Source organism: Streptomyces sp. NPDC006610, from assembly GCF_040611575.1.
In the GTDB taxonomy this organism is placed as follows: Bacteria; Actinomycetota; Actinomycetes; order Streptomycetales; family Streptomycetaceae; genus Streptomyces.
In genome coordinates, this window is sequence record NZ_JBEXOP010000004.1 from 18,591 (window position 1) to 41,024 (window position 22,434).

Here is a 22,434-nt window from a genome sequence, read left to right on the forward strand (position 1 = left end):
TCCTTCCGTGCCCGCGAACCAGCCCCGTGACGAAGCCCGCGCCCCCGCTCCCGTCCCCGACGGACCGCCGCCCGTCCCCGACGGACCGCCGCCCGGGGACGGCGGCACGCCGAGCAAGTCGGAGCAGACCCGCGCGCTGATCCTGGAGACGGCGATGCGGCTGTTCCGGGAGCGCGGCTACGACCGCACGACGATGCGGGCCATCGCCAAGGAGGCCGGGGTCTCCGTCGGCAACGCCTACTACTACTTCGCCGGCAAGGAGCACCTGATCCAGGGCTTCTACGACCGGGTCGCCGCCGAGCACCGGGCGGCGGTGGTCGAGGTCCTGGACCGGGAGACCGACCTGGAGGCTCGGCTGGCGGGGGTGCTGAAGGCGTGGCTGGAGGTGGCGGAGCCGTACCACGAGTTCGCGGTGCAGTTCTTCAAGAACGCCGCCGACCCGGACAGTCCGCTCAGCCCGTTCTCCCCGGAGTCTCAGCACGCGCGCGAGGAGGCCATCAGCGTGCACCGGGAGGTGCTCGCCGGCTCGAAGGCCAAGGTGCCCGAGGAGCTGCGGGAGGTGCTGCCCGAGCTGATGTGGCTGTCCCAGATGGGCCTGGTGCTGTACTGGATCTTCGACCGCACCGAGGGGCGCTCCCGCAGCTACCGGCTCGCCGAGCGGGGCGCCCGGCTCACCTCGCGCGGTGTCGTGCTGGCCCGCTTCCGGGTGCTGCGGCCCCTGGTGCACGAGGTGCACGAGCTGTTCACCGACTTCCTGCCGGGGATGACCCGGGCGCTGCCCGACCCCGGCAGGAAGCCGCCTGCCGATCCGGTCAGTTGACCGCGTCGACCTCGTCCCCGGTGACCGCCGTCAGCTCGACGTCGTGCACGAGCGGCCCGTCGCCGACCATGACGTGCCGCGCGCGGGAGGCGTACGGCGTGGCCGTCGCGGCCAGCAGATACGTTCCCGGGCCGGGCACCGTGACGATGTAGGAGCCGTCGGCCAGGGACGTCACGCGGTCCAGCTGCCGGCCGCCGCGCGTGAGCAGCGTGACCGCCGCGTCCGCCACGGGCTCGCCGTCGGCGGTGCGGATGAAGCCGTGGACGACGGACGCGGGACCGTCGGGCGCCGGCTCGGACTCGGGCTCGCTCGGCTCCACCGCCAGGTGCGGCAGCCGCTTGTCCAGCCAGGCGGGCAGCCACCAGTTGGAGTCGCCGAGCAGGTGCATCGCGGCCGGCACCAGGGCCGTGCGCAGGATGAACGCGTCCAGCGCGACCGCCGCCGCCAGGCCGATGCCGGCCATCGCGCCCTCCATGTCGCCGCTGAGGACGAAGGCGGAGAACACGCAGATCATGATGAGGGCCGCGCAGTTGATGACCCGGCTGGTCTCGGCGAGGCCGACCCGCACCGCGCGGGCGTTGTCGCGGGTGTGCACCCACTCCTCGTGCATCCGGCTCACCAGGAACACCTGGTAGTCCATGGAGAGGCCGAACAGCAGCGACAGCATGATGACCGGCAGGAACGCCGTGATCGGGCCCTCCTTGCCGATGCCGAGCAGCTCGGTTCCCCAACCCCACTGGAAGATCGCCACCAGCACGCCGAACGACGCGGCGGCGGCGACGAGGTTCATCAGGGCCGCCGTCAACGGCACGACCAGAGAGCGGAAGGCGACGAGCAGCAGCAGGAAGCCGAGGGCGATGATCGTGGCGACGAAGTACGGCAGCCGGTCCCCGGTCACCGACGCGAAGTCCTTGAACACCGCCGTCACACCGCCCACATGGGCCTCGGCGCCCGACTTCGGGATGACGTCCTCGCGCAGCGTGTCGATCAGCCGGTCCGTCTCCTCCGACTGCGGCGACGTCGTCGGCACCACATGGATCACCGAGACGCCGTTCGCGGGCGGCACGGCGGCCACCTGGGCGACGCCCTCGGTGGACTCGATGCGGGAGACGAGGGAGTCGGGCGCCGGGCCCTTCACGACGACCTGGAGCGGACCGTTGACGCCGGGGCCGAAGCCTTCGGCGAGCAGGTCGTACGCCTGCCGGGTGGTCGTCGTCTCCTGGTGGTTGCCCTGGTCGGTGGCGCCGAGCCGGATCGACAGCAGGGGGATCGCGAGGGCCGCCATGAGGACGACGGCGAGCGCGGCGACCGGCCACGGACGCCGCTGCACGAACGCCGACCAGCGCGCCGCGAGACCGCTCGCGTCCTCCGGCTCCGGTCCCGTCGCGGCCAGCCGGCGCCGCTGCCGGCGGCTGAGCACCCGCATGCCGAGCAGGCCCAGCAGCGCGGGCAGCAGCGTGACCGCGGCCAGCACGCTCAGCACCACGGTCAGCGAGGTCGCGATGACGACGCCGTCCAGGAAGCGCAGGTTCATCACCAGCATGCCGGCGAGCGCGATGCACACCGTGCCGCCGGCGAAGAGCACCGCGCGGCCGGAGGTGTTGAGGGCGGTCTGCACGGACTTCTCCGGCGGGACGCCGCGCAGGATGCCGCGCCGGTGCCGGGTGACGATGAACAGCGCGTAGTCGATGCCGACGCCGAGGCCGATCAGCGAGCCGAGCAGCGGGGCGACCTCGGGGACGTTGGTGACATGGCTGAGCAGGATCGTCGCCAGCATGCCGATGCCGACGCCGAAGACCGCCACGACGATCGGCAGCATCATCGCGAACAGCGAGCCGAACGCCAGGAACAGCACGATCGCCGCCGCGACGATGCCGACCAGCTCGGCGGTGCCGGCGGGCGGCTCCTGGGTGCGGGCGATGGCCTGGCCGCCCAGCTCCACCTGGAGTCCGTCTCGTTCGGCCGCCTGCGCCGTGTCGACCACCTCCTCGACCAGCTCCTTCGGGACGGCGTTCGCCTCCTCCCGGAAGGTGACCTGCGCGTACGCGATCCGCCCGTCCCGGCTGATCTGCGCCGCGCCGCGCTCGTCGTAGGGCCCGGCGACCTCGCCGACGCCCTCCATGCGGCCGATCTCCGCCAGTGCGGGCTCGATCCGGGACCGTACGTCCGCGTCCCGCACCGAGCCCTCGTCGACCCGCCACACCACCGTGTCGGTGTCCCCCGCGCGCTCCGGGAAGGCCTCCTGGAGCAGGTCGTTCGCGCGCTTGGAGTCCGTGTCGGGCAGGGAGAACACGTTCGCGTAGTCCGTGCCCGCCGAAGTGGCCGTGAAGCCGAGGCCGAACAGCGTCCCCACCCACAGCAACAGGACCACCAGCCGGTGCCGATAGCACCACCGTGCCAATGCCGTCACGCTCAACGCTCCTTCATCGATCTCTTCGATCGCTCGATCGGTCGGTTGGTCCCCCAGGTCCTGGGAAGAAGCATCGACGGCGGCGCCAGTGCGGCGACACCAACCGCACGTGACTCTCAAGGAACTCCAAAGCACCCGCGGGCCCGGTGGCCGGCCCGTGCGCCGATACTGGGGGCATGACGACGGCTCCCGGCACCGTGCTGGTCGTGGAGGACGAGGTGAGCATCGCCGACGTCCTCGCGATCGCCCTGCGCTACCACCGCTTCGAGGTCATGACCGCCGGGAGCGTGCGCGAGGCGCTCACCCTCGCCGGGCGCACCCGCCCGGACGTGGCGCTGCTCGACGTGATGCTGCCGGACGGCGACGGCCGCGCCCTCGGGCGGGAGCTGCGCGAGCGAACACCCGGTCTGGCGCTGGTGTTCCTGACCGCGCGGGACTCCCCGGCGGAGATCGTCGGCGCGCTCGGCTTCGGCGACGACTACATCACCAAGCCGTTCAACATCGACGAGGTCGTCGCCCGGGTCGGCGCGGTGCTGCGCCGCACGCGGCCCGCCGACCTCCTGCCGCAGCGCCCGCCGCTGCGGTACGGCGATCTGGAGCTGGACGAGACGACGTACTCGGTGCGCCGCGCGGGCCGTTCGGTCGAGCTGACGCCGACGGAGTACGCGCTTCTGCGCTTCCTGGTCCGCAACGGCGGCCGGATCGTGCCCAAGGAGCAACTGCTCCGGCACGTCTGGCAGTACGAGCACGCACCGGCCGAGTCGACGGTCGTGGAGACCTACATCAGCTATCTGCGGCGCAAGCTGGACACGCTGGGCCCGCCGGTGATCACCACCCGGCGGGGCGTCGGATACGGGCTGGCGTGAGGCGCTGCTCCGCGCGTCACCGGCCGCACGGGCTGCACTCCCTGCGGGCGAAGCTGACGCTGGCGAACGTGCTGCTGCTGGCGATCGGCGTCGTCGTCGCCACCGTCGTCAGCGTGATGGGCATGCGGCTGTATCTGCTCGACGGCATCGACCGGGAACTGATGTCCACACGCGACTCGGTCGGCGAGTCGGGGCTGACGTTCCGGCAGGTCGACTCCCTGTCCGCGCTGTTCACGCTCAGCGAGCGGCTGTCGCCCGGCTCCGGCGCGGACGCCGGGCGGGGGATGCCCGGTTCGCCGGTGCGGGGTTCCGTGTTCGCGGCGCTGGACCCGTCCGGGCGCGCGGCGACCATCGGCGGGTTCGAACCCACGGACACCCAGCGGGCGCTGGCCGACGCGGTGGACGACCCGGACGCGCTGGCCGACGGCGCCGAGCCGCGCGACGTCGAGGTCGAGGGCGACCGCTACCGCGTCACCGCCGGGCGGCTCGCCGACGGCACGACCGTCCTGTTCGGCACCTCCGTGGAACCGCTGCACCACATCGTGCAGCGGGCCGTCAAGCTCGACCTGGCCGTCGGGACGGTGCTGCTGGGGCTGCTGGCCTGCATGACGATGTGGGGCGTGCGCAGCAGGATGCGGCCGCTGGAGGACATGGTGGAGACGTCCACCGCGATCGCCGAGGGCGACCTGACCCGGCGGGTGCCCTCCAGGCGGGAGACGTCCCTCGAGGTCGAGCAGCTGCGGCTGGCCCTCAACTCCATGCTCCAGCAGGTGGAGGCGGCGTACCGCACGCGCGAGCACAGCGCGGCCCAGCTGCGCCGCTTCGTCGCCGACGCCTCGCACGAGCTGCGCACGCCGCTGTCCGCGATCCGCGGCTATCTCCAGCTGTACGACCAGGGCATCCTGCGCGATCCCGAGGAGCGCAGGCGCGCCTGGGGGCGGGTGCTGGCGGAGGTGGACCGGATGGGCCGGCTCGTCGACGAGCTGCTCACCCTGGCCCGCCTCGACCAGCAGCCCCAGCTCCGGTTCCGCAACGTCGATCTGAGCCGCCTGGTCCGCGAGGCGGCGCAGGACCTGCGGGTGCAGCAGCCCGGACGCCCGGTCACCGTCGACGCCGAGGGCGCCCTGCTGGTCCACGCCGACGAATCGGGCCTGCGTCAGATACTGGGCAATCTCGTGGCCAACGTCCGCGTCCACACCCCGGCGGACGTGCCGGTGCGGCTGGCGGTGGAACGGTCGGACGGCGTCGTACGGCTCTCCGTGGCCGACGAGGGCCCCGGGCTGGCCCCCGAGGACGCGGCCCGCGTCTTCGACCGCTTCTTCCGCGCGGGCGGCGGCGCGGGCAGCGGCCTGGGCATGGCCATCGTCCAGGGCGTCGCCCACGCCCACGACGGCGAGGTGACGGTGGACACGGCGCCGGGCGAGGGGCTGCGGGTGACGGTGACGCTGCCGGGGCGGGTCCCGGCGGGTTGAGGGGCGGGCGCCGGGACCGGGCCGGTTCCGGCGCAGGGCCGAGATGGGGCCGGTTCCGCGCCGTACGGGGATCGGGTCGCGCCGGGCCGCGTCGGCATCAGGGGCGCCGGGACGGGGCCGCCCTGACGCCGGGAAGCCCGCACGCCGGGAGGTCCCGTCGGCGCGCGGCCGGGCCGGGCTTCGGTCAGCGGGTCGAGGCCAGCTGGATCACCGTGATGTCGGACGGGGCCCCCACGCGGGTCGGCGGGCCCCAGGCGCCCGCGCCCCGGCTGACGTACAGCTGCGTGTCGCCGTAGCGCTCCAGGCCCGCGACGGTCGGGTTCGGGCCGGCGGCCAGGAGGTTGCCGGGCCACATCTGGCCGCCGTGGGTGTGGCCGGAGAGCTGGAGGTCGACGCCGTGCTCGACGGCGTCGTGGATCTGGACCGGCTGATGGGCCATGAGGACGCACGCGCGGGCCGGGTCGCGGTCGCCCAGGGCCCTGGCGAAGTCGGGGCCCTGGCCCTCCTCCTCGCCGGCCAGGTCGTTGACGCCCGCCAGGTCGAAGTGGGGCAGTTCCGTGCGGGCGTTCTCCAGCGGGCGCAGGCCGAGCCGCCGTACCTCCTCGACCCACTGCTCCGCGCCGGAGAAGTACTCGTGGTTGCCGGTGACGAAGTACGCCCCGTGCCGCGCCCGGAGCCCGGCGAGCGGCGCCGCCGCGGGGCCGAGGTCCTTGACGCTGCCGTCGACCAGGTCGCCGACGACCGCGATCAGGTCGGGCTGCGTGGAGTTGATGGTGTCGACGACCTTCTGGGCGAACCCGCGCCCGAGCACCGGCCCGAGGTGGATGTCGCTGACGACCGCGATCCGGAAGCCGTGCGCCGCGCGCGGAAGCCGGGCCAGCGGCACGGTGACCCGCTTGACCTGCGGGCCGCGCAGCACCCCGTACGTGCCGTACCCGACCGTGCCGACCGCCGCCGCGGCGGCGGCGCCCGCGACGACCCGGGAGACGAAGAGACGACGGGAGGGGGCCGGGGCGGGGACGGCGGCGTCCCCCTGAACCGGTGCCCGCTCGTCGGGGGCGGGCTTGGGTTCCGGCTTGGGTTCGGGCCGGCGGGGCGCGGACTCGGCCGGGACCGCGCCCGCGGGTATCGGCTCCGCCCGTGGCGCCTCCGCCTCCGCCTCCCCTGCGACCGGTTCCCGCCGTGCCGCCCGCCGTTCCAGGAACAGCCGCAGCAGCGGCCGTACCGCCTCGCCCGCGAGCAGTGCGAGCAGCAGATAGACGGCCAGCGCCAGCCACATGAACCCCGGCCACGCCAGCGTGCGCTGGAGCCAGAACGGCGCGCCGGTGCGCTCGGCCACCAGCGCGCCCACCGCCAGCAGCCAGCCGCCCGTGACCAGGACCGCGCCCAGGCGCCGTGCCCAGCCCGGCCGTTGCGTCGTGTCGCGGAACAGGCGCCGCCACAGATACCAGTTCGCCGCCACGAGAACGCTCACCGCGACGAGCAGGAAGACGATCACCATGCCCTTGTTTCTCTCCTCGAAATGGGGCCGGTTGCTAGGAAGTGCGGCGCAATGCGCGCAGTCCGCGCAACCCGATGGCCCCGATGACCGTCCCCCATACGAAGGAGACGACGGCGAGCGTCAGATGCACCCAGAAGTACGCCGTCGGATCTCCGTCGTCGAACGCGAGCCCGCTGCTGTCCTTGAACAGGTTTTTGACGAAAGTGACCCAGATGACCCAGCTCCACACCCCGAAGGCGAGCAGGAACCAGGAGACCGGGCGACCGAGTTTCATGCGTCCAGTATCGCCGTCGCGTGTCCGGTTCCATGGCCGGGGTGGGGAGCGGGTGCGGACTTCCCGCGCACTGCCCTGTACTTTCTCGGTCGTGCCCGCACCCACACAGACCGCCAGGCGATCACTGCTGGCCGCTTCCGCGACGATCCTGTCCCTTTCCCTGACCTCGCTCGCCGTGTCGGCCGCGCCCGCCGCCCACGCGGCGCCGGCCGAGCCGAGTCCGTCGGCCAGTCCCTCGGCCAGTCCGTCCGCCACTCCCCCACCGGGCATGTCGACCATCGGCGGGGAGCGGCTCGGCGAGCCCGGGACGCAGGTGAACCTCGCCGGCGGGGTGCCGGTGCTGCCCAAGGACGTCACCGCTCGGTCCTGGATCATCGCCGACGCGGAGTCGGGCGAGGTGCTCGCCGCGCACAATGCCCACTGGCGGCTGGCCCCGGCGAGCACCCTGAAGATGCTGTTCGCGGACACGCTGCTGCCGAAGTTCCCGCGGACCACGAAGCACAAGGTCGCCCGCGAGGAGCTGGAGGGCATCGGCTCGGGTTCCAGCCTCGTCGGCATCGTGGAGAACGAGACGTACACCGTCCACGACCTGTGGCTCGGCGTCTTCCTGCGCTCCGGCAACGACGCGGTGCACGTGCTCTCCGCGATGAACGGGGGCGTGAAGAAGACCGTCGAGGAGATGAACGAGCACGCCGCCGAGCTCCAGGCCCTCGACACAAACGTGATCAGCCCGGACGGCTACGACGCCCCCGGCCAGGTCTCGTCCGCGTACGACCTGACGCTGATCGCCCGTTCCGGGCTGCAGAAGAAGGACTTCCGCGAGTACGCGGCGACGGTGACGGCCAAGTTCCCGGACCGGACGAAGAAGAACAAGAAGGGCAAGCGCGTCCGGGGCTCGTACGAGATCCAGAACACCAACCGGCTGCTCACCGGTGACACCGGCATCCCCCAGTACCAGGGCATAGCCGGCGTCAAGAACGGCAACACCACCCACGCCGGGGCCACCTTCACGGGCGTCGCCGAGCGGAACGGCAAGGTGCTGCTGGTGACGGTCATGAACCCGCAGAAGCGCGAGTACAACCAGGTCTACAAGGAGACCGCACGACTGTTCGACTGGGGCTTCAAGGCCGCCGGGAAGGTGGAGCCGGTCGGCGAGCTGGTCCCGCCGCGGAGCGCCGTGCAGGCGAGCCCCCGGCCCGGCGCGACGGCCTCCGGCGACGCGGGCGCCGCCGGTGAGGCCGGTGGCGCGGCGGTCTCGGGCGGCGGCTCGGCCGAGCCGGTGGCGAGCACGACGACGCAGAGCGGCTCCAGCGGCATGGGCGTCGCCCTCGCGATCGCCGGCGGTGTGCTGGTGCTGCTGGCGGGCGCGGCGTTCCTCGTCAACCGCCGCTGGCCGCTGCCGGATCTGGTGCGCCGGGGCCGGACGCCCCGCCCTTGACCCGCCCGGCGCCGGCGTCCCGCGGGCCGTCCTCCCGCGGGTCGTCCTCCCGCGGGCCGACCTCCTGCGGACCGTCCTCCGCCTTGCTCGGCGTGGCGGTCCAGGCGGCGCAGTACAGGACCAGCTTCGAGGTGAAGTTGATCCACAGCAGCAGGGCGACGGGGACGCCGAACGCGCCGTACATGCTCTTCGCGGCCACCCCCTGCACATAGCCGCTGAGCAGCATTTTCAGCAGTTCGAACCCGACCGCGCCGATCAGCGCGCCGACGGCCAGCCGACGACGGGTCGGCTCGACGCCGGGCAGCAGGGTGAGGACGTAGAGCAGGAGCAGGAAGTCCGCGAGCACGGCGACGGCGAACGCGGCCAGCCGCAGCAGGAAGCTGCTCCAGCCGTGCTCGTCGAGGCCGATGAGGTCGGCGATCCCGCCGACGGCGGCCGAGGCGACGGTGGAGGCGGCGAGGGTGAGGAGCACCGCGCCGCCGAGGCCGAGCAGGACGACGCCGTCCTTGGCCCGGTGCAGGAACGGGTTCTCCTCGTCGTCCGGCAGCTCCCACACCGCCCGCAGGCAGCCGCGCGTGGAGTCGACCCAGTTGATGCCGGTGAACAGCAGCAGCGCGCCGGCGATGAGGCCGACGGTGCCCGCGTTGTCCACCAGGGAGCTGATGTCGAGCCGGTCGGAGAGGCCGGCCTGCTCGGCGATGCGGTCCTGGAACTCACGCTGCTGCTCCTCGCTCAGCGCCGCCGCGCCGATCGCGGCGCTCACGGTCAGCAGCGGGAACAGCGCGACGAAACTGGTGAACGTCATCGCCGCGGCGAGCCGCGTCCACTTCACCCGGTCCAGCCGCTCGTACGACCGCCATGCGTGCGTCTCCATCAGCCGGGCCGCCCACGGGCCGATGACGGGGAGCGTTTTCAGCCAGTCCATGATCGTCCCTGCCCTCGCTGCCGGCGCCGGTCGTCACTGAACCTCCTGCCCCGGATCGGCGGTTCGGCGACCCCCGCTGTACGACATCCCATTAATCACCCGTTTCGCGGAGTCGGTTGATGTTATGGGACAAAACTCCTCAAGAGTGGCGATACGGTCGCGGGCGTCTCTGGTCGTACGTCGCACAAGGAGCTGTCGTGCAGGACGCCTTCGGAATCCCCCGCTCCCTCCTCGTCCTCGGCGGCACGTCGGAGATCGCGCTGGCCACCGCCCGCCGGCTGATCGTCCGAGGCGCCCGGAGGGTGTGGCTCGCCGGACGTCCCTCGGCCGCCCTGGAGCGGGCCGCCGAGGGCCTGCGGGGCCTCGGCACGCAGGTGCGGATCGTCGCCTTCGACGCGCTGGACCCGGAGTCCCACGAGGCGGTGCTCGGCAAGGTGTTCGCGGAGGGCGACATCGACCTGGTGCTGCTCGCCTTCGGGCTGCCGGGCGACCAGGCCCACGACGAACGCGACCCGATGAGCGCGGTGCGCGTGGCGCAGACCAACTACACGGGGGCCGTCTCCGCGGGCCTGGTGGCCGCCGCCGCCCTCCAGGGGCAGGGGCACGGCTCGCTGGTCGTCCTGTCCTCGGTCGCCGGCGAACGCGCCCGCCGCGCGGACTTCATCTACGGCTCCAGCAAGGCCGGCCTCGACGCCTTCGCCCAGGGCCTCGGCGACGCGCTGTACGGCACGGGCGTGCACGTCATGGTCGTGCGCCCGGGCGCGGTCCGGCCGCGGACGGCGGCGTGCCGGGAGCCGTTCACGACGACGCCCGAGGCGGTCGCCACGGCGATCGAGCTGGGCCTGCGCCGCCGCTCGGAGGCGGTGTGGGCGCCGGCATCGCTGCGCCCGCTGATGGCGGCCCTGCGTCACCTCCCGCGCGCGGCGTACCGCCGGCTGCCGCCGGCGACGACGGGCTGACCGGCGGGACCGGCCGGGCGGGTGACCGGCCGGCGGCTGCCCGGTCGGCGGCTGCCCGGTCGGCCGGGTCGCCGCCCGTGACCGGCCGGGGCGACTGTCCCGCGACCGGCCCCGGTGACCGGCATGGCGGCTGCGCGGCCGGGCCGGGTGACTGCCTGTCCGGCCCGGCCGGGCCGGACAGGAGGCCTCTCGTCCTAGCGCGTCGACAGGGGGCCGCGCTCCACCCGGCCGCCCTGCGGCGGTACGACCGTCGAGCCGAAGACGAAGTCCCGCAGCTTGCGCCAGACGCCGTCGGCGCCCTGCTCGTAGAGGGCGAACCCGGTGCAGGACCACTCGGCCTCGTAGTCGGCGAGCTCCTCGAAGGCGCGGTCCATGGCCGCCTCGTCGATGCCGTGCGCGACGGTGACGTGCGGGTGGTACGGGAACTGCAGTTCGCACGCGACGGGCCCGGAGGCGTCGCGGACCTGCTTCTGGAGCCAGGTGCAGGCCTCCGCGCCCTCGACTACCTGGACGTAGACCACCGGCGACACCGGGCGGAAGGTGCCGGTGCCGGACAACCGCATGACGAACGGCCGGCCGTGGGCGGCGACCTCCGCGAGGTGCGCCTCGATCGCCGGCAGCTCCGCGGCGTCCACCTCGGTCGGCGGCAGCAGCGTGACATGGGTGGGGATGCCGTGCGCGGCGGCGTCGCCGAAGCCCGCACGCCGCTGCTGGAGCAGGGTGCCGTGCGGCTCCGGGACCGAGATCGACACACCGATCGTTACGGTCCCCACGTCGTCTCCTGTCGTCGTGCCGGATCGAATACCGGATCGAATACCCGAGGGAATGCCGGGTGGATTGCCCGGTGGCTGCTGGGTCCGCGGCGCCCGCTCCCGGCGCGCCGCGCGTGATGCGTCGAGCGTTTTGTGTCCCGTTTCGTGCGGTGTACGGCCGTCCGGCTATCGACTGTACGGCTCCGGCCGGGCCATGGGCAGGCGCAGCCGTAGTGATGTGCAGCGCTGTGCGGCGCGCCGCACGCCGGGAACGGGCCCGGCGTGCGTTCCGGACCTCGGCTCAGTGCTTGGCGGGCAGGAAGCCCACGCGCTCGTAGGTCTGCGCCAGCGTCTCCGCCGCGACGGCGCGCGCCTTCTCCGCGCCCTTGGCGAGGACGGAGTCGAGCGTCTCGGGGTCGTCCAGGTACTGGTGGGTGCGCTCCCGGAACGGCGTCACGAAGTCGACCACGATCTCGGCGAGGTCGGTCTTGAGCGCGCCGTAGCCCTTGCCCTCGTACTTCTGCTCGAGCTCGGCGATCGAAGCGCCGGTGAGGGTGGAGCAGATGGTGAGCAGGTTGCTGACGCCCGGCTTGCCGGCCGGGTCGTAGCGGATGACGGTGTCGGTGTCGGTGACGGCGCTCTTGACCTTCTTGGCGGTGGTCTTCGGGTCGTCGAGGAGGTTGATCAGGCCCTTCGGCGTGGACGCCGACTTGCTCATCTTGATCGACGGGTCCTGGAGGTCGAAGATCTTCGCCGTCTCCTTGAGGATGTACGGCTTCGGGACCGTGAACGTCTCGCCGAACCGGCCGTTGAAGCGCTCGGCGAGGTCGCGGGTCAGCTCGATGTGCTGGCGCTGGTCCTCGCCGACCGGGACCTCGTGGGCCTGGTAGAGCAGGATGTCGGCGACCTGGAGGATCGGGTACGTGAACAGGCCGACGGAGGAGCGGTCGGCGCCCTGCTTGGCGGACTTGTCCTTGAACTGGGTCATGCGGGAGGCCTCGCCGAAGCCGGTGAGGCAGTTCATGACCCAGGCCAGCTGGGCGTGCTCGGGCACGTGGCTCTGCACGAACAGGGTGCAGCGGTCCGGGTCGAGGCCGGCGGCGAGGAGCTGCGCCGCGGCGAGCCGGGTGTTCGCGGTCAGGCCCTTCGGATCCTGCGGGACCGTGATCGCATGCAGGTCCACGACCATGTAGAACGCGTCGTGGGTCTCCTGGAGCGCCACCCACTGGCGGACGGCGCCCAGGTAGTTGCCGAGGTGGAACGAGCCTGCGGTGGGCTGGATTCCGGAGAGCACGCGAGGTCGGTCAGAAGCCATGCTCATCATTCTCTCAGGTCTCCGGCCTCGTTCCGGAACTGGCCGGAAACAGGTGGGAACCGATTCGTCTCGCGCGGTGTAACAAGACCGTGAGGACGCGGGAGGGGGCCGCATCGCCGATGAGGCCGCGGTGGTCGCACGGGTACGCGCCGGGGGGCCGGAGGCGTACGCGGAGCTGGAAGTCCCGGCTGAACCGCGCGCCGCGCAGGCCCAGCCGTCTGTTGCCGGATTTCGAGCCTCGGGGGCGGGGAGGCGCCGACGCTCCTCCGGCCCGTCGGAGCGGCCTCGGGTGCCGCTTCCGCATCGGGCGCCGACGCCGGAGCGCCGGCGGCTGGTGGGGGGCGCTTCCGGGGGCGGTGGCCGGTGCGGGGCCGGCGCTGCTGGTGCGGCCGTTCGTCGCCGGGCGGATAACGGGGCGCCGGCCGCGGCCCGCGCCGGGCCCCCGGCAGGGCTCGACGTCTGAGGCGACGAGCCTCGGGGACGGGCGCGCCGGGGACGGACAGGAGCGTCCGTCCCCGGCGCACCGAAACCGAGCGGGCGTCAGCCGAGGTCGATCTCCGGGTAGAGCGGGAAGGCCGCCACCAGGTCCGTGGCGCGCTGGGAGATCTCCTCCGCCACCTTGGCGTCCAGCACGTGGGAGGCCTTGGAGGGGGCGCCCGACTTGGTGGTGCCCGGCTCGGTGGTGGTGAGGACGCGGTCGATGAGACCGGCGACCTCGTCCATCTCCGCGGTGCCCAGGCCCCGGGTCGTCAGCGCGGGCGTGCCGATGCGGATGCCCGACGTGTACCAGGCACCGTTCGGGTCGGCCGGGATGGCGTTGCGGTTGGTGACGATGCCGGAGTCCAGGAGGGCGGCCTCGGCCTGGCGGCCGGTGAGGCCGTAGGAGGTGGCGACGTCGATCAGGTTGAGGTGGTTGTCGGTGCCGCCGGTGACCAGGGTGGCGCCGCGCTTCATCAGGCCCTCGGCGAGGGCGCGGGAGTTGTCGACGATGCGCTGGGCGTAGTCCTGGAAGGAGGGCTGCCGGGCCTCGGCGAGGGCGACGGCCTTGGCGGCCATGACGTGCGGGAGCGGGCCGCCGAGGACCATCGGGCAGCCGCGGTCGACCTGGTCCTTGAGGGAGTCGTCGCACAGGACCATGCCGCCGCGCGGGCCGCGCAGCGACTTGTGGGTGGTGGTGGTGACGATCTGCGCGTGCGGCACCGGGTCGAAGTCGCCGGTGAGGACCTTGCCGGCGACGAGACCGGCGAAGTGGGCCATGTCGACCATGAGCGTCGCGCCGACCTCGTCGGCGATCTCCCGCATGATGCGGAAGTTCACCAGACGGGGGTAGGCGGAGTAGCCGGCGACGATGATCAGGGGCTTGAACTCGCGGGCGGTCTCGCGCAGGCGGTCGTAGTCCACCAGGCCGGTCGACGGGTCGGTGCCGTAGGAGCGCTGGTCGAACATCTTGCCGGAGATGTTCGGGCGGAAGCCGTGGGTGAGGTGGCCGCCCGCGTCGAGGGACATGCCGAGCATGCGCTGGTTGCCGAAGGCACGCCGCAGTTCGGCCCAGTCGGCCTCGGTGAGGTCGTTGACCTGGCGGACGCCGGTCTTCTCCAGGAACGGGGCCTCGACCCGGTCGGCGAGGACGGCCCAGAAGGCGACGAGGTTGGCGTCGATGCCGGAGTGCGGCTGGACGTAGGCGTGACGGGCGCCGAACAGCTCGCGGGCGTGCTCGGCGGCGAGGGACTCGACCGTGTCGACGTTGCGGCAGCCGGCGTAGAAGCGGCGGCCGACGGTGCCCTCGGCGTACTTGTCGCTGAACCAGTTGCCCATCGCCAGCAGCGTGGCCGGGGAGGCGTAGTTCTCGGAGGCGATCAGCTTGAGCATCTCGCGCTGATCGGCGACCTCCTGGCCGATGGCGTCGGCGACGCGCGGCTCGACGGCGCGGATCACGTCGAGGGCGGAACGGAAGGCGGTGGACTCGGTGGAGAGGGGCTGCTGGTCTGACATGTCGGCCTCCGGGCGGCGTGGCTTTCAGCGTTCGCGGATCACGGTTCGGCCCAGGCGCACGGCACTCGCTCGGCGGCCCCCGTCCTCGGGTCCCCCGGGGCCGCTCCCCGATGGTCGGTCCCATCCCAGCGCGCCAGTCACGGCCCGCCGTCAGCCTACCGGGCGCGCCGTACCCGCGGGTTCCCGCGTCCATCATGCGAGCGACGGTAGGAAGAGAGGCGTCCCTCCCGCCGGGCCCACCCTCTGGAGACGCCGTGACCGCTACGGAAGACCTGATCGCCGCCGCAGAGGCGCACAGTGCGCGCACCTACCACCCGCTGCCGGTGGTCGTGGCGACGGCGGACGGGGCCTGGATGACGGACGTGGAGGGCCGGCGCCATCTGGATCTGCTGGCCGGCTACTCGGCGCTGAACTTCGGGCACGGCAACCGCAGGCTCGTCGAGGCGGCGAAGGCACAGCTGGAGCGGGTCACGCTGACGTCCAGGGCGTTCCACCACGACCGGTTCGGCGCGTTCTGCGCGGAGCTGGCCGAGCTGTGCGGGATGGAGATGGTGCTGCCGATGAACACCGGCGCGGAGGCGGTGGAGACGGCCGTGAAGACCGCGCGGAAGTGGGGGTACCGGGTCAAGGGCGTGCCGGCGGAGATGGCGAAGATCGTGGTGGCGGGCGGCAACTTCCACGGCCGTACGACGACGGTGGTCGGCTTCTCCACGGATCGGGAGGCGCGGGCGGACTACGGTCCCTACACGCCGGGCTTCGAGATCGTGCCGTACGGGGATCTCACGGCGATGCGGGCGGCGATGACGGAGAACACGGTCGCGGTGCTGCTGGAGCCGATCCAGGGCGAGGCGGGGGTGGTGGTGCCGCCGGCCGGTTATCTGCCGGGGGTGCGGGAGCTGGCGCGGGAGCGGAACGTGCTGTTCGTGGCGGACGAGATCCAGTCGGGTCTGGGGCGGACGGGACGGACGTTCGCGTGCGAGCACGAGGGGGTGGCGCCGGACGTGTACGTGCTGGGGAAGGCGCTCGGCGGCGGGATCGTGCCGGTGTCGGCGGTGGTGTCGAGCGCCGAGGTGCTCGGGGTGTTCCGGCCCGGGGAGCACGGGTCGACGTTCGGCGGGAATCCGCTGGCGTGCGCGGTGGCGCTGGAGGTGATCGCCATGCTGCGGTCGGGCGAGTACCAGGCGCGGGCGGCGGAGCTGGGCGGTCATCTGCACCGGGAGCTGGCGGCGCTGGCGGCGACCGGGCGGGTGACGGCGGTGCGCGGGCGGGGGCTGTGGGCGGGGGTCGACGTCGCCCCGCGGTACGGCACGGGGCGGGAGGTCTGCGAGCGGCTGATGGACCGGCGGGTGCTGGTGAAGGACACCCACGGGCAGACGATCAGGATCGCCCCGCCGCTGGTGATCGGGCGGGAGGACCTGGACTGGGGGCTGGCGCAGCTGCGGGCGGTGCTGGGCCGGGGTCCCGGGGACGCCCCCTAGAGGATCACGTGGGGCAGGAAGCGGGCGTACTCGTCGGTGACCAGGCCGGCGGACTCGCGGATGCCGAGGCCCGCCGGTTCGCCCTCCACCACCCAGGCGCCGAGGACGACCCGGTTGCCGTCGAAGTCGGGCAGCGGGGCCAGTTCCTGGTAGCAGCAGGGCTCGTCGCGCAGGGCGGGCTCCGCGCCGGGCGGGTGGACGGTCACGCCCGCGCCCTCCCGGCCGAGCAGGGGCTTGGCGACGTAGCCGGCGGTCGCGGCGAGGTCGCGGGGGCCGTCGAGGTGGGCGGGCAGGAGGTTGGGGTGACCGGGGTACAGCTCCCAGAGGACGGCGAGCAGCGCCTTGTTGCTGAGCAGCATCTTCCAGGCGGGCTCGATCCACAGCGTGGTCCCGGTGCCGCCGCCGTTGTCGAGGGTGTCGAGGACATGGCCGGCGAAGCGGTCGGTGGTGAGCCACTCCCAGGGGTAGAGCTTGAAGATGCTCCGGATGAACCGCAGCTTCATGTCGACGAAGCGGCGGGAGAGGCGGTCCCAGCCGATCTCCTCCATGGAGATCCAGTCGGTGGCGAGGCCGGCCTGTTCCGCGGTCTCCTTCAGATAGGCGACCGTCATCAGGTCCTCGCCGAGTTCGTCGGCGCTGGAGTGGGCGAAATACAGGGGGTTGCCCGGCGGGAGCAGCGCGGCCTGGGCCCGCCAGGCGGCGACGAGGCGTTCGTGCAGGGAGTTCCACTGGTCGGCGCCGGGGAAGCGTTCCTCCATCCAGAACCACTGCGGGGAGGCGGCCTCGACCAGGGAGGTCGGGGTGTCGGCGTTGTACTCCAGCAGTTTGGCCGGGCCGCGGCCGTCGTAGCGCAGGTCGAAGCGGCCGTAGAGGGAGGGGAGTTCGGCGCGGCGCTGCCATGCCTCGGCGACGGCCGCCCGGACGCGCGGGTCGGTGATGCCGAGGTCGGCGAAGCGGTCGTGGCGCACGATGTGGTCGGCGGCGGCGAGGCACATGCGGTGCAGTTCCTCGACGACCTCCTCCAGCGCCTCGACCTCCTCCAGGGAGAAGACGTAGTAGGCGCTCTCGTCCCAGTAGGGGCGCAGGGAGCCGTCGGGGTAGCGGGTCAGGGGGTAGATGAGGCCCTGTTCCTCGACGGTCCGCTGCCAGCCGGGGCGGGGTTCGATCGTGCGGCGTTCCATGCGCTGGTCCGGTCAGCCGCCGGAGCTGCCCGAGCAGCCGAAGCCGTCCCGGTCGACGGCCTCGCTGCGGCTGAAGGTGCCGTAGTCGGCCCAGCCGCCGCCGTGGCTGACCTCGGCGTCGTAGTACCAGTCGGCGTCGACGGCGGAGGCGGTGCGGCAGTTCCGGTCGCCGACGATCTTGTAGCCGTTGAGGGTGTCGTAGCTGTCGCGGTCGACGCAGCGGCGGTCGGGCTCGGAGCTGCAGGAGGTGAGGGCCGCGGCCACGACGCCCATGCCGCCGAGCACCACGGTGCTGGAGCGCAGTCGGCGCCGGGTTTCTGCCATGTCCCTGTACCCCCGTGTGACCTGTTCGCGTCCGGCGTCGCGGACCTCGGCCCGCGATCATACGGGACTTGTCCGTGTGCGTTCACCAGCGGGGAGGACGCCGCGGAAGGCCCGCGGGGTTCCGTTCCGGCGCTTCGGCGGACGCGGAGGGGCCCGTCTCGTCACACTGATCACCGTCACGACAGCTGGAACCGGCTGATGGTCAGCCGGCGGATTCCGCCAGGGAGCACCGAATGGTGAGCAAGGCCGAGACCTTCCGCGCACTGCACGTCGACCGCCGGCCGGGCGACCCGCTCGTGTTGCCGGGGCCGTGGGACGCGACGAGCGCGCGCGTGTTCGCCGAGGCCGGGTTCCCGGCCCTGGCGACGACGAGCGCCGGGGTCGCCGCCTGCCTCGGCCACGAGGACGGGCACACCCCCGCCGACGAGATGTTCGCGGCGATCGCGCGCATCGCCCGGGCCGTGGACGTGCCGGTGTCGGCGGACGTCGAGGGCGGGTACGGGCTGGCGCCGAAGGAACTGGTGGACCGGCTGCTGGAGTCCGGCGTGGTCGGCTGCAACCTGGAGGATTCCGAGGGCGGCGCCCTGAAGGACCCGCACCGGCACGCCGACTGGCTGGCCGAGGTGCGGTCGGAGGCGGGCGACCGGCTGTTCGTCAACGCGCGCGTGGACACGTTCCTGTGCGGGATCGCCGACCCGGAGGAGGCGGTCGCGCGGGCGGCGCTGTACATCGCCGCGGGCGCCGACTGCGTGTACCCGATCCTCGCGCCCGTCGACGTGCTGCCGCTGCTGCGGTCCCGGCTCGATGGGCCGATCAACTTCTACGCCACCGCGGACGGCAGTGGCCCGTCGTTCGCCGAGCTGGGCGAGCGGGGCGCCACCAGGGTCACTTTCGGGTCCGGCCTGCTGAGGCGTGCGACCGAGGCGGTCCGGGAGATCGCCGAGGGGTTGCGCATGCCGTGAGCGGACCGCCCGCAGCGGGGGCGCGCCGGTGCGGAAGCGGGGCGCCCCGGTGCGGAACCCCGCACCGGCGTGCCTCCGCTGCGGGCGGCGTGACGGCGGGGCGCGCCAAGGGCTGCGTTGCCGGCCGCACCGCGAGGCGCGCCGAGGGCTGCTGTGGAGGCAGCACTGCTGGGCGCGCCACGGGCTCATCGGGGGCAGCTCCGCGGGCGCGCCACGGGCTCATCGGGGCAGCACTGCGGGCGCGCACCCGCGGGCGCGCGCCCGGTCACTGCGAGCGGCGTTCGCCGCCCCGCTGTTCGCGCAGTCTGCTGCGCCGCTGCTCCTCGGCCTCCACCAGGCGCATGAACTCCTGTGTGCGCTCGTCCAGTACCAGCGGTTCGTCCTCCTCCTGCCACAGCCCTTCCTCCTTGAGCTGCCGGGTCTGCACCTCGCAGGGCGGATCGGGGTCGAAGTCGGAGGGGCGGGGTCCCTCGGGGCCGTCGGGGCCGACGCGGACGAGGCGTTCGATGCGGGTGATGCGGTAGCGGACGCCGTCGACGGTGAGGACGTTGGCGCGGGTGGCGTCGAGGCGGTCGGCGAGCCGGGCGTACTCCGCGCGCCGCTCGTCGTCCAGACGGAGCGTGAAGGGCGCCATCACACGCAGCCAGTGGGCGAGGGAGTCCCGGGCGCCCTGCGGAGTGGCGTGGGCCGCGCCAGGGGCGAAGGAGGTCCAACGGCCCTCGGACCGCTCGGAGATCATGAACACGGCCGGCAGCAGCACCCCTCCGGGATACTCCAGCCTCGCCCGCCGCGCGTCCTCGGCGATCTCCGGCGGCGCGTCGGGCGAGGCCCCGGTGAACTCCAGCAGCTGCAGCTTCAGCAGGCCCGCCGACATCCCCGTACCGGTGTACGGGTCGACCACGAACCCTTCGGTGCGCGGACCCAGCCGGTAGGCCTCCCCCACCTGCGCCGTGTCCGGGTCGGACGGCCGGGGCGGCTCGGGGCCCCCGGCGCCCATGCGCAGGAACCGGCAGGCTCGGACGATCCGGAAGCGCTCGCCCCGCACCCGGACCTCGTCGACGACCTCCCGGTCCATCCGCCGGGCCGCCGCCATCCACTTGCGCCGCGCCTGTTCGTCACCGGAGTCCTCGGCGCCCTTCGCCCGCAGCCGGAAGAACGACCCCAGCGAGTCGCGGGCGCCCTGCGGCGTGTCGGTGCCGTTGCTCAGCAGCTCCCAGCCGCCCGTCTCGCACTCACGGGCGTAGAAGAACTCCGCCAGCCCCAGGCCCATCAGATCCGGATACCGTTGCGCCGCCTCCCACGCCTCCTGCTCCGCGAAGGCCGCGAGCGGCCCGTCCTGCGCGGTGACCCGGATGGTCAGATACGACGGCACGCCGTCTCGGTAATCACTCACACACGCACCGTGCCCACCCGGGCGTACGGGTAGACCTGTCGATCACAGGTACGGACGCCGCCGGCTCACGGCTGCTCATTCGCGTCTCCCTGGGGGGTGTGCGCTCACGCCGCCTCACGGGTACGTGCTCACACGCTCCCCCGCGGGTCCGCGCTCACGACCGCCCACGGGTCCGCCGCACGCCGTGCGCGCGCCGGCCCCCGGGCGGCCGAAGCCGCCCGGGGGCCGGGGACGAACCGGGTGCGCGGGACTCAGATGAGGCCGAGGCCGCGGACCGCCTCGCGCTCCTCCTCGAGCTCCTTCACGGACGCGTCGATGCGGGCGCGGGAGAACTCGTTGATCTCCAGGCCCTGGACGATCTCGTACTTGCCGTCCTTGCAGGTGACCGGGAAGGAGGAGATGAGGCCCTCGGGGACGCCGTAGGAGCCGTCCGACGGGATGCCCATGGAGACCCAGTCGCCCTCGGGGGTGCCGTTGACCCAGGAGTAGACGTGGTCGACGGCGGCGTTGGCGGCGGAGGCGGCCGAGGAGGCGCCACGGGCCTCGATGATGGCGGCGCCGCGCTTGGCGACGGTCGGGATGAAGTCGTCGGCGAGCCACTTCTCGTCGTTGACGACCTCGGCGGCGTTCTTGCCGGCGACCGTGGCGTGGAAGATGTCCGGGTACTGGGTGGCGGAGTGGTTGCCCCAGATCGTGAGCTTCCTGATCTCGGAGACCGGGGTGCCCGTCTTCTTCGACAGCTGGGTCAGCGCGCGGTTGTGGTCCAGGCGGGTCATCGCGGTGAAGCGCTCCGCGGGGACGTCCGGGGCGGCGGCCTGCGCGATGAGGGCGTTGGTGTTGGCCGGGTTGCCGACGACCAGGACGCGGATGTCGTCCGCGGCGTGGGCGTTGATGGCCTGGCCCTGCGGCTTGAAGATGCCGCCGTTGGCCTCCAGGAGGTCGCCGCGCTCCATGCCCTTGGTGCGGGGGCGGGCGCCGACGAGGAGGGCGACGTTGGCGCCGTCGAAGGCCACGTTCGGGTCGTCGCTGATCTCGATGCCCTGGAGCAGCGGGAACGCGCAGTCGTCCAGCTCCATGGCCGTGCCCTCGGCGGCCTTCAGGGCCGGCGTGATCTCGAGGAGGCGGAGCTTGACCGGCACGTCCGCGCCGAGCAGCTGGCCGGAGGCGATGCGGAAGAGCAGGGCGTAACCGATCTGGCCGGCCGCGCCGGTGACGGTGACGTTCACGGGAGTGCGGGTCATGGCGTTCTCCGTATGACAGCTGGCGGTGGGGCGTCCCTGCCCCGGGGGTCCGGATGATCGATCTCTTGGCGTCAAGAGAGATCAGCGGTCAATCTATCGCGCATCCGGCAGGCGGGACGTCCGGGTCCGTGTGGCCCGGCCCACAGCCGCCCGTACGGCGGCCGGGGCGCGGGCGGGGGCGGCGGGCGGGGGCCGGGGGCCGGGGCCGCGGATGTCGGGGGACGTGCCCTGCACGACCGGGGAAGGCTGCGGAGGCCGGCCCGCGGTCCACGGACGCCGGCCCGCATGTGACGGCCCACGAGTGACGGCCGGCAAGTGACGGCCCGCATGTGACGGCAGGAAAAGGCGGCCGCCCGTTCGGAGGGGGAGAACCGGGCGGCCGCCGAGGGGGTACCGGATCGCCGGACTCCCGTGGGGGCACTGTCCGCCTGCCCAGCTTCCCGGGGGTCATGCCCGTTGCCCGTTGCCGGCTGCCGTGTCCCCGGGCGTCACGCCCGTTTCCCGTTCCCGCTGCCGGTCCCGCGTGTCACACCTGCGATTTTCTTGGCGGAATGGTCACTTCCGTGCCACAGCGCACGGACAGGCGTTGAACTGGTCCTGTCAGGTGCGGAAGTTTGGAGCCCGGCGGCGGTCCGTCCCTTTCGGGGGATAGGGACGGCCCGTCGCCCTTCGGGCCGTCAGGTGCTCACGGTGAAGTGCAGCGTGTCCTTGAGGAACGGGATCTCCAGCCAGGGGTTCGGCTGGACCATCATCGCCAGCAGCACGATCACCAGGCCCAGGACGCCGTACGTGGCGATGTCCGTGAAGCGGGAGCGCACCGCGAGCATGCCGACGCCGGGCAGCAGCCAGCGCAGTACGGCGCCGGCCAGCAGCGCGACGCCGACCAGCATCGTCCCGATCCGGAACAGGTCGAGCGCCGTCAGCAGCAGGCCCAGTCCGACCAGGGCCAGCACCGCGAGCATCGGCCACTGGCGGGCCGGGGCGGGCGCGTCGCCGGAGGCCGCCCGGCCGCCGCCTTCCGGGCGCGCGGTGTCCCGCGTGAACAGCGGGAACCTCCGGGTCACCCGCCGGGGCCGCCCCTCGGAGTCCGGCGCGCTGATCGCGTCCCGGACGACCGGCTCGGCGGGGGCG

19 protein-coding genes are annotated in these 22,434 nt (G+C 73.0%); 7 read left to right on the forward strand and 12 right to left on the reverse strand.

The features are described from left to right. The first annotated feature begins 7 nt into the window (after nt 1-7). Nucleotides 8-820: a TetR family transcriptional regulator gene (locus tag ABZY13_RS04515; protein ID WP_356627389.1), complete on the forward strand. Its 813-nt coding sequence runs from the start codon at nt 8-10 to the stop codon at nt 818-820. Here ABZY13_RS04515 and ABZY13_RS04520 read toward each other — a convergent pair. Continuing rightward, nucleotides 813-3,221, reverse strand: a complete 2,409-nt coding sequence (locus tag ABZY13_RS04520; RefSeq protein WP_356627562.1) for an MMPL family transporter — start codon at nt 3,219-3,221, stop codon at nt 813-815. The genes ABZY13_RS04515 and ABZY13_RS04520 overlap by 8 nt on opposite strands. A gap of 185 nt (nt 3,222-3,406) precedes the next feature. Here ABZY13_RS04520 and ABZY13_RS04525 point away from each other — a divergent pair, with 185 nt between their 5' ends. Together ABZY13_RS04525 and ABZY13_RS04530 are read left to right on the forward strand one after the other, a co-directional pair. Then, nucleotides 3,407-4,096: a response regulator transcription factor gene (locus tag ABZY13_RS04525; RefSeq protein ID WP_356627390.1), complete on the forward strand. Its 690-nt coding sequence runs from the start codon at nt 3,407-3,409 to the stop codon at nt 4,094-4,096. Next, nucleotides 4,093-5,568, forward strand: coding sequence for a HAMP domain-containing sensor histidine kinase (locus ABZY13_RS04530; protein ID WP_356627391.1), 1,476 nt, complete (start codon nt 4,093-4,095; stop codon nt 5,566-5,568). Before ABZY13_RS04525 ends, ABZY13_RS04530 begins: the two co-directional genes overlap by 4 nt. A 184-nt stretch (nt 5,569-5,752) precedes the next feature. Here ABZY13_RS04530 and ABZY13_RS04535 read toward each other — a convergent pair whose 3' ends face one another. Next, entirely contained in the window at nt 5,753-7,069 is a 1,317-nt protein-coding gene (locus ABZY13_RS04535) for a metallophosphoesterase (protein WP_356627392.1), read from the reverse strand. A gap of 34 nt (nt 7,070-7,103) precedes the next feature. Beyond that, complete coding sequence (locus tag ABZY13_RS04540) at nt 7,104-7,343, reverse strand: hypothetical protein (RefSeq protein ID WP_356627393.1); 240 nt, start codon at nt 7,341-7,343, stop codon at nt 7,104-7,106. Between the two features lie 91 nt (nt 7,344-7,434). On the opposite strand from ABZY13_RS04540, the gene ABZY13_RS04545 reads away from it, so the two are divergent. Further along, nucleotides 7,435-8,781, forward strand: coding sequence for a D-alanyl-D-alanine carboxypeptidase (locus tag ABZY13_RS04545; RefSeq protein WP_356627394.1), 1,347 nt, complete (start codon nt 7,435-7,437; stop codon nt 8,779-8,781). On the opposite strand, the gene ABZY13_RS04550 is transcribed toward ABZY13_RS04545, so the two are convergent. Beyond that, nucleotides 8,723-9,706 carry a YihY/virulence factor BrkB family protein gene (locus ABZY13_RS04550; protein ID WP_356627395.1) on the reverse strand — a complete coding sequence of 328 codons (984 nt, stop codon included), beginning with the start codon at nt 9,704-9,706 and terminating at the stop codon, nt 8,723-8,725. The two genes, ABZY13_RS04545 and ABZY13_RS04550, sit on opposite strands and share 59 nt — an antisense overlap. Before the next feature lie 197 nt (nt 9,707-9,903). On the opposite strand from ABZY13_RS04550, the gene ABZY13_RS04555 reads away from it, so the two are divergent. Beyond that, nucleotides 9,904-10,665: a decaprenylphospho-beta-D-erythro-pentofuranosid-2-ulose 2-reductase gene (locus ABZY13_RS04555; RefSeq protein ID WP_356627396.1), complete on the forward strand. Its 762-nt coding sequence runs from the start codon at nt 9,904-9,906 to the stop codon at nt 10,663-10,665. A 194-nt stretch (nt 10,666-10,859) separates the two neighbouring features. On the opposite strand, the gene ABZY13_RS04560 is transcribed toward ABZY13_RS04555, so the two are convergent. From ABZY13_RS04560 to ABZY13_RS04570, 3 genes are all read right to left on the reverse strand, one after another. Next, the gene (locus ABZY13_RS04560) at nt 10,860-11,438 is read right to left on the reverse strand and encodes a 2'-5' RNA ligase family protein (RefSeq protein ID WP_356627397.1); all 579 of its coding nucleotides are present in this window, start codon (nt 11,436-11,438) and stop codon (nt 10,860-10,862) included. A 280-nt stretch (nt 11,439-11,718) separates the two neighbouring features. Further along, entirely contained in the window at nt 11,719-12,732 is a 1,014-nt protein-coding gene (trpS, locus tag ABZY13_RS04565) for a tryptophan--tRNA ligase (protein WP_356627398.1), read from the reverse strand. Between the two features lie 540 nt (nt 12,733-13,272). Continuing rightward, the gene (locus ABZY13_RS04570; RefSeq protein WP_356627399.1) at nt 13,273-14,724 is read right to left on the reverse strand and encodes a glycine hydroxymethyltransferase; all 1,452 of its coding nucleotides are present in this window, start codon (nt 14,722-14,724) and stop codon (nt 13,273-13,275) included. A 254-nt stretch (nt 14,725-14,978) separates the two neighbouring features. On the opposite strand from ABZY13_RS04570, the gene rocD reads away from it, so the two are divergent. After that, nucleotides 14,979-16,202: an ornithine--oxo-acid transaminase gene (rocD, locus tag ABZY13_RS04575; protein WP_356627400.1), complete on the forward strand. Its 1,224-nt coding sequence runs from the start codon at nt 14,979-14,981 to the stop codon at nt 16,200-16,202. Here rocD and ABZY13_RS04580 read toward each other — a convergent pair. Together ABZY13_RS04580 and ABZY13_RS04585 are read right to left on the reverse strand one after the other, a co-directional pair. After that, complete coding sequence (locus ABZY13_RS04580) at nt 16,199-17,383, reverse strand: glutathionylspermidine synthase family protein (RefSeq protein WP_356627401.1); 1,185 nt, start codon at nt 17,381-17,383, stop codon at nt 16,199-16,201. The two genes, rocD and ABZY13_RS04580, sit on opposite strands and share 4 nt — an antisense overlap. Nucleotides 17,384-17,395: 12 nt before the next feature. Next, nucleotides 17,396-17,707 carry a hypothetical protein gene (locus ABZY13_RS04585; protein WP_356627402.1) on the reverse strand — a complete coding sequence of 104 codons (312 nt, stop codon included), beginning with the start codon at nt 17,705-17,707 and terminating at the stop codon, nt 17,396-17,398. 236 nt (nt 17,708-17,943) lie between these two features. On the opposite strand from ABZY13_RS04585, the gene ABZY13_RS04590 reads away from it, so the two are divergent. Continuing rightward, a complete protein-coding gene (locus ABZY13_RS04590; RefSeq protein ID WP_356627563.1) occupies nt 17,944-18,669 on the forward strand; it encodes an isocitrate lyase/phosphoenolpyruvate mutase family protein in 726 nt (241 codons plus the stop codon). Nucleotides 18,670-18,934: 265 nt separating this feature from the next. Here the strand turns inward: ABZY13_RS04590 and ABZY13_RS04595 are convergent, their stop codons facing one another. The 3 genes from ABZY13_RS04595 to ABZY13_RS04605 all read right to left on the reverse strand — a co-directional run bounded on the left by ABZY13_RS04595 (nt 18,935) and on the right by ABZY13_RS04605 (nt 22,403). Further along, entirely contained in the window at nt 18,935-20,062 is a 1,128-nt protein-coding gene (locus tag ABZY13_RS04595) for a DUF5954 family protein (RefSeq protein ID WP_356627403.1), read from the reverse strand. 251 nt (nt 20,063-20,313) lie between these two features. Then, nucleotides 20,314-21,303, reverse strand: a complete 990-nt coding sequence (locus tag ABZY13_RS04600; RefSeq protein ID WP_356627404.1) for a malate dehydrogenase — start codon at nt 21,301-21,303, stop codon at nt 20,314-20,316. A 677-nt stretch (nt 21,304-21,980) separates the two neighbouring features. Then, entirely contained in the window at nt 21,981-22,403 is a 423-nt protein-coding gene (locus ABZY13_RS04605) for a DUF3017 domain-containing protein (RefSeq protein WP_356627564.1), read from the reverse strand. Between the last annotated feature and the right edge of the window lie 31 nt (nt 22,404-22,434).

Excerpts from the sequence above, each read along its gene's own strand:
- ABZY13_RS04525 (WP_356627390.1), top strand. The coding sequence starts at position 3,407 with ATGACGACGGCTCCCGGCACCGTGCTGGTCGTGGAGGACGAGGTGAGC.
- ABZY13_RS04535 (WP_356627392.1), bottom strand. The coding sequence starts at position 7,069 with ATGGTGATCGTCTTCCTGCTCGTCGCGGTGAGCGTTCTCGTGGCGGCG.
- ABZY13_RS04540 (WP_356627393.1), bottom strand. The coding sequence starts at position 7,343 with ATGAAACTCGGTCGCCCGGTCTCCTGGTTCCTGCTCGCCTTCGGGGTG.
- ABZY13_RS04550 (WP_356627395.1), bottom strand. The coding sequence starts at position 9,706 with ATGGACTGGCTGAAAACGCTCCCCGTCATCGGCCCGTGGGCGGCCCGG.
- trpS (WP_356627398.1), bottom strand. The coding sequence starts at position 12,732 with ATGGCTTCTGACCGACCTCGCGTGCTCTCCGGAATCCAGCCCACCGCA.
- ABZY13_RS04570 (WP_356627399.1), bottom strand. The coding sequence starts at position 14,724 with ATGTCAGACCAGCAGCCCCTCTCCACCGAGTCCACCGCCTTCCGTTCC.
- ABZY13_RS04580 (WP_356627401.1), bottom strand. The coding sequence starts at position 17,383 with ATGGAACGCCGCACGATCGAACCCCGCCCCGGCTGGCAGCGGACCGTC.
- ABZY13_RS04585 (WP_356627402.1), bottom strand. The coding sequence starts at position 17,707 with ATGGCAGAAACCCGGCGCCGACTGCGCTCCAGCACCGTGGTGCTCGGC.
- ABZY13_RS04600 (WP_356627404.1), bottom strand. The coding sequence starts at position 21,303 with ATGACCCGCACTCCCGTGAACGTCACCGTCACCGGCGCGGCCGGCCAG.